Origin of the sequence: Paenibacillus sp. M-152 (genome assembly GCF_003856555.1) — a bacterium.
Taxonomy (GTDB): Bacteria; Bacillota; Bacilli; order Paenibacillales; family Paenibacillaceae; genus Paenibacillus; species Paenibacillus polymyxa_C.
The window spans coordinates 3,747,633-3,761,107 of record NZ_CP034141.1; the positions used below are offsets into that span (position 1 = coordinate 3,747,633).

Sequence of the window (13,475 nt, forward strand, 5' to 3'; positions counted from 1 at the left end):
GATTGCCTCCCAGCATGTAGAAACTTCTCATTTACGTATGAATATATTGAAGATTTCGTTGGCAGCCTCATCAACAGACATGGCATCGTTCATCATTTCATCCAAGAGTCTGCCACACAATTGATCATCAAAATCTACATTGCTTTCATTTTGCGGCAGTAATGCATGGGCTTTTAATTGATCCTTGCTTTCAGAAGTCCAGTAATGCTCTTTTGCAAATGGATAGGTTGGCAAGCTGATACGGCGAGGTACCTTGCCAGTATAAAGTTTGTTCCAATCCAAATTTAGCCCCTTGGCCCACAGCTCCAGAAGCTTTGTATATTTCCTTTTGGAAATCCAATGTTCAATCAGTTGCTGCAGGTCTTCGTCCCCCGTAAAAATGGACAACGCTTCTTTGTTGCGCTTCACCTGCCCTCTATACAGGTTGAGCATGTGGTGGCGTCCGGCCACAAATTCCTTTAATTTCTCCTCAAGATCTGTGATCGAATCCACAAGCATGGCTAGACGCTCCTCCATCGGTTCGCGTCCCACCTGGAGCGTATAGGCAATATCCAATATGCTAGCAGAGGATAACTGACCTTGAAGAGCCTCAAGCAGCTGTCGTCCTTTTTCCTTAAGCTGCTCCTCACTCTTGGCTGATAGCACGATCATGGCAGGTCCCTGAGAAGCAGATTCTATTCCTGATGGCTCCTGGACCTCGGGAATATACTCTTCAATCACGATATGAGCGTTGGCCCCTCCTGCACCGAAAGACGATATTCCAGCCCGTCTCGGATACTCTTTAGTGATTCCATCCGTTGTAATTACCGGTCTCTTCCATTCTTCTAGGCTCTGCTGAACGACAAAAGGAGTATTGATGAAATGAATTTCAGGATTCAACTTCCTAGAATGTAAAGATGGTACTAACTGGCGATGCTTAAGCTGCAACAATATTTTAGTTACTCCTGCAATGCCTGCTGCGCTCTCAGTGTGACCAATATTGGATTTGACCGACCCTATGGCGCAGAACTGCTTGTCTTGTGTGAATTTCTCAAAAGCCCTGGTCAATCCTGCAATTTCAATAGGATCTCCCAAAGCCGTGCCGGTTCCATGGGCTTCAATATAACTGATGGTTCTTGCATCAACATTCGAACGCTGGAGCGCCGCCTCGATCAGCTGAGATTGAGCTTGAGGGCTAGGTACTGTATAACCACTGGTTTTACCTGAAGCATTGAGCATGCTCCCTTTGATGACACCATAAATATGGTCACCGTCTGCAATAGCTTTCTCCAGCGGCTTTAACACGATAGCGCCGACGCCCTCCCCATCAACGAATCCATCCGCTTGGTCTCCAAACGACTTACATTCGCCACTTTTGGAAAGCATCGTCATTGCTGACAGCTTAATATAGTGGATTGGGTCTACGATCAAATTGACCCCCCCGACAATAGCGCACTCGCTGATACCGCTATACAGACTTTCCAAAGCTAGATGGATCGCCGTCAATGAGGAAGAACAAGCGGTATCGATGGTCATACTTGGACCTTGGAAATCCAAATGATAGGATATCCGATTGGAAATGGAATTGTATTGAGGTCCCAAACCGTAATTCCCATTCATTACGCCCGCAAATACGCCCACTTTTCGACTCTCACAAAGATTGGCAGGGGTATATCCGGCATCCTCAATACTTGCGTATGCGGCTTCCAGAAAGAGCCGTTCTTGCGGATCCATAGTTTCAGCTTCTGCAGGAGAAATCTTGAAAAATAGCGGATCAAATAAATCAATTCCATCGATAAAGCCGCCTGATTTCGTATAGATGGTGCCTCGTTTTCCTTTTTCTTCGTCAAAGTAGGTCTTCCAATCCCAACGGTCTTTCGGAATTTCAGTGATGCAGTTTTTACCCTCTTTTAGGTTGTTCCAATATTCCTCTACATTACGAGCTCCTGGATAGCGCCCTGACAAGCCCACAATCGCAACATCTCTGATATTAGAGGAGTGCTCCTTCGGCTTCTCACCTTTGCTGACAGACGGCTTAAGGAAGCGTCCTTCCCGTACAAAGCTCATTGGGGCCATATCGATTACCTGTGGAGCAGGTACCTCTTCCACTCTGGAAGTTTCTTCGCTCATCTCTGTCTCCTTCATACCTACCAGCTTCTTCAACGAATCCCTTTGCGTTTGAAGCAGGTACGCTACCAGATCATCTATGGTGTTGTACTCAAAAAACAGGGTGCTGGCAAAATCCTCGATGACCTCACGCAAAACATTGGTGATTTGCACAACCAATATCGAGTCGATCCCGTACTCTTCCAGGGCAACCGTAGAGTCGATGCTTCCCGGTTCCATTTTTAGTGTTTCGCCAAGTAAATTTTTAAAGTAGGCCGTACTTTTGCTGCGCAGCACATTTTCAGATTCTGCCTGTACTGCCTCTCTTTTGGGCTGAGCTGATTGTTTCATTGATCCTGCTTCAACAGTCCTATCCTCTATCAATATGGTTTTCTGCTTTGGCTGTCGCTTTTGCCGAACCAAGCCATCGCTTTGGGCTGCAACGATCTGCTGGCCCCAATCATGCGCCTCCTGCGCTGGGAAGAACGCTGTGTGAAAGCCTTCTTTGGCCAATACGCTTTTCCATACGTGAGGATACAGCCCAGGGCAGCCGGGAATACGCAATTCCGAATCCTCATAAGCCCACCAGCCATCCAGCAATCCGAAGGTAAGATGGGTAAACACACTGCTGCCCATGAGTTCATTTAACAGAAGCAGGCCGTTGCTTTTCAAAACCGCTTTCGCATTGCGCAATGCCTGGCGAATATCTTTTGCCGTATGAAGTACATTGGCAGCAATGACAATATCATATTTACCCGCATCAATACCTTGTCCAGCAATAGGTTCTTCCACATTAAATATTCGATAGCTGAGGTACGAATTGTCTGGCCCATACTCTTTTTCTGCGTGCATCAAAAAGGCCTTCGAAATATCGGTATAACAATATTCCTGAATGTGTTTGCGATATGGCCGTAATTTGAGAAATACGGCGCTGCTGGTTCCTCCGGTGCCTGCTCCGATTTCGACAATTCTGATTTCTGCAGCGGAGTTGTTCATAATTCTCTGCTGAACATAGGCGGCAATCGTATCGGAAAGAACTTCATTAAAATAGTCGGCGACCAGACTGTTCTTATAAATCCCTTCCACCAGCTCCATAGAGGAATTGGGGAACATGATTTCCGTGGCAGGACATTTGCCGGTAATAATTTCAGGCAAAGCCCGCAGCGTTGTCTCAACCAAATGTACCCTTGCTCGCATCTGCGGATATTTCAGCCATGTGTGCTTGTGCTCTTCCCATTCCTGCCAGACATCCTCTCTATAAGTCGAGCTGGAATCATTTCCACCTGTAAGGGCATCATTCATCCGTGCCAAAATCTTTACGCTCTCTCCTAGCCATTTGCCGTATAACTCAGGCAGCCCATGCTTATGTTTAAACTCGTCGATAGACTGACGATCTGTCCCTGACAGCCCCATGGACAAAAGTTGCTCCTGCAGTAGCTTGCCCAATAGATGTTCCAATTCCCTTTCCTGCAGGCTGCCAGCATCCTCTGCCGCATAGTCCTCGGCAAACTGGACTTTTGATTTGATCACTGCAGCAATACTTTCTTGTATATCCCGAAGATTGGGATCCGTGTTGTGCGGGTACAGGTCAATGGCTTCCGCCGGATTAGTCCCTTCCAAATCTAGATGTTTTGTTGTTTTCATCAGCCCTACTTGATTCAGCGGGGAAGCAAGCAACGTCTCAAGTGCCTCCATCCCCTCTTGAGGCCCAATAAGTCCAACACCGATCTGCGCTAGTCTTGAGTAATTTTCCACCTCTTGCTGCCTGTCTTGGGAAGCATTGTTCTCGTCGTTCCCCCAGTATCCCCAGTTCATGACTTTCACCGGACAACGCCATTCCTGTGAGAGCCGCTGCGCAAACGAATCCTTAAAGGTACATCCAGCAGCATAGCTGCTTTGTCCCGGGTTTTTTACATAGGCAATAATGGAAGAGAAAAACAACACGAAATCCAGCGGTTCATTTTGGAAGACCTGAGCCATGCGTACACTGACATCGACCTTTGCTGAAAGCCCAGACCGGAGCCCTTCCTCCGTCAAGTCTTCCAATCCCTTCTCCAAAAAGGCAATGGCAGAGTGGACTACGCCGTTGATCTTGGAGTAACGCTGCTTTATCTCCTCATATGCTCCCTGCAGCGACCTTTCATCTGCTGCATCTGCCGTAATATAGCATGGAACAGGTCCGATGCCTTTAAATTCGTCTAATTTAGCCTGGATGGATGCATCCTTTGCCCTTCTGCCTATCCATACCATCTGGGCCTGATAAGTCGAGGCCATATACTTGCTCCAGGCTACTCCGATGTTGCCTGCACCACCGATAACCACATAGACGCCTCCGGTTTTGTACAGTGTCTGTCCTTCTGCGCCTGGAGTCTGCTTGAACGGAATCAGCTGCTGTCGGTACCACTGTCCGCCTCTGAAAACCCACATCCGTCCCTGACGGTCTGAAGGAAGCGTAAATAGTTCGGATAACGGCCAGTCATAGTCGGATTGCAGGTCTATAATACGAACCTTCCAGTTCGGATATTCTTTGGCCATCGTGCCTACCAACCCATGGAAACTTGCGTGGGCCGGGTGGACTGTATCGTCCTGATCGATCGACTGAGCCTGGGTGGTTATAGTTGTCCAGCCTAGTTTTTTCGTTCCATACCCCAGCAGGAGCAGCGCCTTGACCATTCTAAAGAAGAGCAAGACTCCTGGCTCCTGTTCCTCAATTAAGGATTCAGCAGTGACAGATTCGACAGAAATAGTAGGTGCAATCCACAAAATATGGTCAACTGCTCCATATTCTTCGACCTTTGAGGCAACCGTTTCTATGGAATCCTGCGCCTGTAGCTCCAAAAAATGCGCCTTCGGATAGTATTCCCGGATAGCCTGTCTATCTTTGTCTGTACCACCTGCAATGACCATTCGGTCTATCGACGATGGGAAAGCTGTATCTTTTTTAAGCGCAACCGGGTCCCATTTGGGGATGAGCATAACGGCTCCTACAAGCGGATCGGCGGCATGATCTCCTGCGACTACACCTTGTGCATGCTCAGTGCGGATATCTCCGTCCAGCGCCCGGGTGGATAGTCCCGTTATTCTGACACAAACGTTCCCTTCCTCATCACATAAGTCGATATTGAGCTTCTGTACCTTGTCCTCTTTCTTACTGCCCTCGCTGTATTGAATCAACGACCACATATTCTGGGTGCATCCCCCATGGATTTCGACCTCTTGAAGAGCGAATGGCATAGAAGGGGTATTTGGTACCTTGCTGTCCGGCAGCCCTCCATCCTGCCCCATGATTAATCCGATCGATGCATGCAAGGCCGCATCCATTAAGCTAGGGTGAAGAACAAAGCTGTCAGCCGAATCAGAGAGCATGGAGGGCAGTGCCAGCTTGACCAGTACCTTGCCCGGACGTGAGTACACTTTCTCCACACATTTGAAGGCTGGGCCGTAATCCATCCCGATTTTTTGGAAGATATTGTAGCAGCGCGCCCCCTCAAATCCGTGTGGATCAAATTCTGCCTGTAATGCCTCAAGGTTAAGCACTAGCTTTTGTTCCACGTTAAACTGCACCGCATTGCCCTGGCTGTGCACGGTATGTCCGATATTGCTTCCTTCTTGCTCACTATACACTTCAAAGCTGATTTTTCCGGCGTCTTCCAAGAATAGTCCGGTGTGTACTGAGAATGGCCGATCTTCCACCACAATTGGCCGAATCCAGTTTACATTTTTCAACCGGATTCCTGTTGCGCAGTTGTCCTCATCTCCTATAGAGCGTTCCACAGCCGCCCGCACTATCTCAAGATAAGCGACACCTGGTAGAACCCGTTGGCCTTTTACCGTATGATCCCTGAGGAAAAACTCCTCGCCTGTAAACGTTGAGCTGAACCGCTGCTTCAAGAAGTTTGAAGTGTTGTGATGCAGTAAAGGTGACAAAAATGTAGACTGACCGAGAGCGGCTGTCATGCCATCGATCTTTACCTGGTTTACGGGCACCCAATAGCTTTCCCTGGCAAAAGGATAGGTTGGCAAACTAATCCTGCGAGGCTTCACTTCCCCATAAAGCCTGTTCCAGTCCAACAGCAATCCCGTCGCCCAAAGCTCGGCGAGTTTTCCATATTTACCTTTGCTCACCCATGCACCCACCATTTTAGCCATATCCTCATCGATTTCCTGAGTGACCAATACTCCTTTGTTGCGCTTTACCTGTCCTCTATACAGCTCTTCTATACCTTCCTTTTCCAGCAGGAAGCTTTCCAATTTCCAATCCAGCTCTTGGATGGAGGTGGCAATGATCGCAAGCCGTTCTTCCATCGCTTCTCGTCCGATCTGCAACGTGTAGGCGATATCTGCGAGACCTATACGCGGGTCATTCAGCTCTCTGATGGCAGATAGCAATCTTTGGGCCTGCTCGTTCAGTCTTTCCTTGTTCTTGGCCGATAGCACAATCATGGCAGGATTAAGCGACGCAGGAGCAGCTTGCAGCTGAGCAGTCTCTGCTGGAATGTATTCTTCGATTACCACATGAGCGTTAGATCCGCCTGCCCCGAAGGCCGAGACTCCTGCCAACCTTGGGTATTCCCTGATTTCGCCATCGATGGATACGACAGGTCTTTTCCATTCCTCTAATTCCTGCTGAACTTTAAAAGGGCTATCACTAAAATCGATATTGGGATTTAACTTGCTTGAATGCAGCGAAGGTACCAATTGTTTATTTTTCAACTGCAACAGCACCTTTGTCACCGCGGCAATACCAGCTGCGCTCTCACAATGTCCGATATTAGACTTGGCAGACCCGATTGAACAGAACTGCTTGTCTCTGGTATATTCCCGGAACACCTTTTGTAAGCCCGCAATTTCAATCGGATCACCCAGAGGAGTTCCTGTCCCATGCGCCTCTATATAGCTAATGGTTCTAGGGTTGATTCCCGCCTCCTGAATGGCCTGCCCAATCACGCTAGCCTGTGCGTTGGGGTTGGGTACGGTATATCCATTGGTCTTACCTCCGTGATTCACTGCAGTACCTTTTATGATGCCATATACCCGGTCTCCATCTGCTATAGCTTTGGCCAACGGCTTGAGCAGCAAAGCCCCGACTCCTTCTCCTGGCACATATCCGTCACCCTGTCCGAAGCTTTCACACCGCCCATTGCTTGATGCAAAGCTTCCCTGTCCGAGTAGTAGATATTTGTTGGGATGGACAGAAACGTTAACTCCCCCTGCAACCGCCAGTTCACATTCTCCATGCTGCAACCCGTGACAAGCCATATGGATTGCTGTCAGTGACGAAGAGCACATGGTATCCACAGCGATACTTGGTCCATGAAAATTACAAAAATACGATACACGGTTGGCAACCGCCGAAGCATTCCCGAGAAGCCCGAGCATATTCCCTTTGGCTTGTTCCTGGGCTCCATAAAGCTGATATTCGTGATACATCACTCCGACATAAACGCCAACATTGCCTTCCATGCCGCCAAGTCCCCGGTCTGCACAAAGAGTTTCACGCGTATAGCCCGCATCCTCTATGGTTTCATACACGCATTCTAGGAATAGGCGCTCCTGAGGGTCCATCGTTTCCGCTTCTCTTGGCGAAATGTTGAAAAACAACGGGTCAAACCAGTCCACTCCGTCGATAAACCCTCCCCACTTGCTGTAGGTTTTCCCGGGCTTACCTTTAGTTTCATTAAAGTACAGGCTGTGGTCCCAACGCTCCTTGGGAATTTCAGTGATGGAATCCTTCCCATCCTTTAGGTTTTTCCAGAACTCGTCGATACCTGCTGCCCCCGGATATCTTCCCGATACCCCGATAATGGCAATGTCCAAGCCCTTCTTTTCCTGACGGGGCTGCGTACCTGTCGGGAGAGGCCATGTACGTTTGCGACCCGCAGCTAACGAAGCCAAAGGCTCTATTGCTGCTTTTGCAGGTTCGTTCGCTACTTTGTGAAGAGCCATATTCTTCTCCTGCGCTTTTAAAACGTCTACCAGCCGGCCGCGATGCGATTCCAAGAAATAGCCAGTTAATGAGCGGAGATTATGGTATTCAAAAAATAATGTCTTCGGCAGTGAGCCAAACGTTTTTTCCAATTCATTCGTGAGCTGCATGACCAATATGGAATCAATCCCATACCTGTCCATAGGCGCGTTTACATTTATACTTTCAGCTGGCAGCTTGATTACAGCCGAAAGCAATGTTTTCAAATAGTCTTCAGCTTTTTCTTTTAGCCATTCTTCGCCGATAACAGCGACTTCCCCGTCTTTCAATCCGGAACGGTCTGAAATTTCTGTTCCTGAAGGCTGTCCCAGCAGGGCCGCCTTAATCGTTTGAGGATACCCTTCGATAACCATGACCTGGCTTTTACCGGAAGATAAGCCTTGATACAAAGCCTTTATTCCATTCTCTGTTTCCATGGCAATCATGCCCAGACCTTGCATCGTCTTTTCCGTTTCCCCATCGACATGCATGCCCCCGTCTTTCCACAACGGCCAGTTGATCGACAGCGTGTGCCCATGGCGCTGCTTGCCTGCCACCAAGGCATTTCGATAAGAAGCATAAGCATCCATAAAACCATTGGCAGCAGAGTAATCAATCTGTCCTACATTACCAAGACTTCCGGCGCCGGAAGAAAACAGGATAAAGAAATCGAGAGGCAGGGCTCTGCTGGCCTGATCCAGATGGATCAACCCTGAGACTTTGGGAGTCAGCACTTCTCTAACTTCTTCTATCGTCTTTTTGATGATGAAGTTGTCCCGTATAACTCCTGCTGTGTGTAAAATACCGTTAAGACCGCCAAATTGCTCGACGATGCCATTAATTAACTCGGTGACCGCTTCCTTTTGACCCACATCCACCTGTCTGTACTCTATATGACCTTCCCGCGCTTCCAATTCACTTAACAAGGACTGTTTATCCGCTGACAGAGGTGATCGTCCTGCCAGTACGACGGTGGAGTTTTTCACATTGCACACGATGTCTCTGGCAAAAATCAGTCCCAGACCGCCTAGACCGCCAGTGATGAGATAGGTCCCTCCATCTTTCCATGGCCGGACTGGATCTTCACACAAGGTTTCAATTTCTTGCCACTTTAAAGCCTGTCGCTTGTCGCCATGATATCGTATCCGTTCGCTGTACTGGCTGTATCGGTTCTCTTGTAATTTTGCAATAATCCCCTCAGGGCCATCTTTGGCATCAAGCTCTAGCAGTTGACCCATGATACTCGGGTTTTCTTTTTGGGCGGTTTGCAGCATGGCAAAGAACCCGGAATAGACCTGTTGATCATTTCGGGCAGGGACTGCAATTTGCAGCAAAGTTTTTGGTTTGTGTATGTCCAGCATCATAGTTTGCAATTCTTCAAATATCTGAATAGTGTAGTCTTCAAACCGCGCATCCAAGTCAGTACTTGAGGACTGTAAAACAATGCAGCGAGTACCGTCCATGCGAGCTGCAATATCCTCCCCGGCGATACCTTCAAATTCGCACAGGATCACAATGTGCCGTATATCGTCGAACGCGTTCTCTCCTGCGGGGACTGCCTTCTCCTCCCAGACCGGCTCCAGCATGAGTGTGCCCACATGCTCAACGAAGTCTGCTTGCCCTACTCCTTCTTCCAGCTCTCTGGATGAGAGCCCTTTGAGCTGCACACAAATCTTTCCGGTCTCGTCACAGAGATCGATATGTACCATGCTCAATCCATTTAGTGTCTCCTCATTCGCTTGTCTGGAAATCCGGGCCCACATCACAGAAGTGCATTTTTCGAATATTTTCAGTTCGTGCAAGGCAAAGGGTACTGAGAGCTTGCCCTCAGGCACATGTTCTTCCCGATCCATCACCAAGCCGATTGTGGCCTGCAAGGCTGAATCCATCAAAGCCGGATGCAATACAAATTCACTTTGGGTATGAGATACATTGGATGGAAGGGACAGCTTTGCCAGCACGTAATCCTTTCCCTGAAAGATGGTCTCTATTCCCCGATGTCCCGGGCCATAGTCTATTCCCATGGTTCTGAAAGCTTCATAGCATTGGCTTGAAGATAGTGAACTGCGAATACATTCTGCCTGTAAGACATTCAGGTCCAGATACTGCGACTCACCACTTCTCTCCAACACAGCTATCCCCTGGCTGTGTATAATACCTTCGGCGTCTTCTTCCACTCTGCTATATATTTCAAACGCAATCGCTCCATCTTCCTGAGGATATAGGCTGGTGTGCACCCTGACTGGTTTGTTAGCTACAACGATGGGCTGAGCCCATACTACATTTTTCAGCTGTATATGAGTCTCACCCTCCATAACATCCCCCGCTGCTTCTTCTACGGCCGCTCGCACCATTTCAAGGTAAGCCACCCCGGGTAATGTCGGTTGGCCTAGGATTCGGTGATCCGCTAGGAAAAATTCCCGGCCTGTAAAGGTGGAGTCGTAGCGCTGCCCAGAGAGATCGGAAGTATTTTGATGCAGCAAAGGGTGGATTTGGGCGGCCATAGCCGGGTTTATATTCTCCTGCCCCATGTCTGTCTCAGACAACCAATAGCGTTCCCTCTCGAAAGGATAGGTCGGTAGACTGATTCGCTGAGGCTTAATTTCTCCATAAAGTGCATCCCATTCAATACTTGCGCCATTGGCCCATAATTTGGCCACCTTATCAAGTCTTCTATTCTGAAGCCAGGTCCGAACGAGGGTCCCGGTGTCTTCGTCAGAATCAAAAAGTTCAATTCCGTCTCTAGCATCGTCTACCTGTCCGGTTAACACCTTATCCGATGAGTTTCCATTCACAAAATGCTCCAGCTCATCGATCAGATTTCCTCTTGAATCTGTCAAAAACGCGAGGCGCCAGTTCATGGCATCTCTGCCCACTTGAAGGGTATAAGTCAGGTCCGACAAATTAGCATTTTCGTGCAATTTAACAAAGTCCATCATGTCAGCTGCATAGGCTTTCAAGGCTTGTTCGCTTTTGGCAGACAGTACAAATAGCACTGGGTTGTCTTGATCGACTGGGTCCAGCTTCATCTCAGAGGCTACAGGCACATATTCTTCAATAACCATATGTGCGTTAGTGCCGCTAAACCCAAAAGCACTTACGCTTGCACACCGGGGTGTCCCCGGTTTGGACTCCCACTTTTGTAGCCCGGTGTTAATGTAAAACGGGCTTTCCTCCAAAGAAATATGTTCATTTAAGGTTTCAAAATTGATCGTTGGCGGCAATTGCTGGTGTTTCATAGCCAGGAGTACTTTCATTACCCCGGCCACTCCGGCCGCAGTCAGCATATGTCCCATATTGCTTTTCAGCGATCCCAGCGCGCAATAGCCCTTTTTGCTCGTATAGGATCGGAAAGATTCGGTAAGTCCTTCCACTTCGATAGGATCGCCCAGCTTGGTGCCTGTCCCATGGGCCTCTACCAGAGAGATGGTTTCAGGATTAATATTAAACCGTTGGTAAACCTCTCTTTCGAGCGAAATCTGTGAATTTACACTTGGAGCGGTGATGCCGTTGGTTTTCCCATCCTGATTCATTCCCCAGCCTCGGATAACCCCATGGATGGAGTCCTTGTCCCTGATTGCATCAGAGAGCCGTTTTAATAAAACAACGCCAACCCCTTCTCCGGGGACAAAACCGTTTGCACGGGCATCAAAAGTAAAGCATCGTCCATCCTTGGACAACATTCCTGCTTTGCTGGTCATAACATGCATCCCCGGTCCTGCCATAATCATTACTCCGCCCGCCAAAGCAAGATCGCTTGTTTCTAAAACAAGGCTGTTGCAAGCTTCAGCAATAGCTACCAGAGAGGAAGAGCATGCGGTATCAATCGCCAGAGAAGGGCCCTTCAAATTCAGTAAATACGAAATCCGGGCCGATAAAATGGAAGGCGCTCCTCCCATAAGAACCTGCGCGTTCAACCCCTGTCCGCTCATGGACCTTCCATAATCACTAGCTGCACAACCTACAAAAACACCGCAACGGCTCCCCGACAGTGAGGCAGGATTTAAACCTGCATCTTCAATGCATTTCCAGCTACTTTCCAGAAATAGACGCTGTTGAGGGTCCATCATCTCTGCTTCCGCAGGAGATATATTAAAGAACAACGGGTCAAATCGATCTATATCCTCTAGCACACCCATCCACTTGCTATAGGTTTTCCCCTCAACCTTGGGATCAGTATCATAATAATCATCAATGGACCAGCGTGTTGAAGGAATTTCCGATATACAATCCCTGCCTTGAGCCAGGTTATCCCAGAATTCAGTCAATGTTTTGGATTTGGGGAACTGCCCCGCCATGCCAATAATTGCGATCGAATCCTTCTCCTGACCATGCGGTATACGGGACACGTTTTTTTTCAGATCAGCCTGCTTGAGCGGTTTGTGCGTATCATCGCTATTCGACTGCTGTCCGTAGGCCGTTTGAATCCGTTCCTTGACCTCTTGCTGATTCACAAACGTTTTGTCCTGCATTTTTATTTCTTTTTCAATCGTCGCCGCCAGCTTTTCTCTTATCGGCTGAGCCATATGGTTTTTCAGCTCAATCAATGATTCTCTTGGCGATTCGGACAATTTTCTTGCCAGCTGCATAGCGTACGGTACCACTTCGTTTCTCGGCAGAACAGGAAAAGGAGTCCCTTTGGACTCCAGTTCTGAACCGCTATATCTAGTACCTGTGAATAAAATTTCCTGCGCCATGCTAACTCCGAATTTTTCAGGAAAAATGAGAGTTGAGCCCGCACCAGGAGTGAAGCCGTATTTCATAAAATTAGTGGTGTAGATGCTTTCTCTACTCATCACGATAAAATCGCAAAACATCCCCATGCACCAGCCTGCGCCAATCCCATGTCCCTGCATAGCGGCAATGACCGGTAGCTTGCAATCCAGTGCAATCTTGTAAACATTGGTATCGCTATATTTCGCCTTTCCCTCATGAATTGCCAGCAGTCCCTCCTGTGTACCTCCTGTGGCAAAGTAGGTGTCGTACCCCGTCAGAATCACAACTTTATAATTTTCGTTAGCCTGCACCGTTTCGAACGCCTGATTCAGGCCTATAATCAGTTCATTGGAAAATGTATTTTTGTGCACTGTATCCTTCATTGTTAACAGGACAATGCCATGCTCAAATTCCTGCAGTTGAACCACAGGCGGCACTTCCGTTTCGCCATTGCTCTCCTTTTCCGGTCCGTGAAAACTGTCCAATGGCTGTAGCGAAAGAGACAATTCCTCTAATGATGATTCCTCTGATCGAGCTGCCAATGATTCTTCCAAAGATTCATCCGAGAGCCCGCCCATAAATTGGAGCAATTGTTTTTCGGCATCTTCAGAATTTATTTCCCCTGTTTGTACCGCACGAAAAATATCTTTTGGATCCATAAAAATGCCCTCCTAGCTGTATGAAATAGGACGAATATCGTGTCGGCAAT

The 13,475-nt window shown here is 48.2% G+C and carries 1 protein-coding gene; it reads right to left on the reverse strand.

Annotation, left to right across the window (positions count from 1 at the left end; genetic code table 11):
• Window positions 1-27 precede the first annotated feature (27 nt).
• Window positions 28-13,425, reverse strand: coding sequence for an SDR family NAD(P)-dependent oxidoreductase (locus tag EGM68_RS16400; RefSeq protein ID WP_129549592.1), 13,398 nt, complete (start codon window positions 13,423-13,425; stop codon window positions 28-30).
• Between the last annotated feature and the right edge of the window lie 50 nt (window positions 13,426-13,475).

What these genes read in the sequence shown, in the direction of transcription:
- EGM68_RS16400 (WP_129549592.1), bottom strand. Translation starts at nt 13,425, where the DNA reads ATGGATCCAAAAGATATTTTTCGTGCGGTACAAACAGGGGAAATAAAT.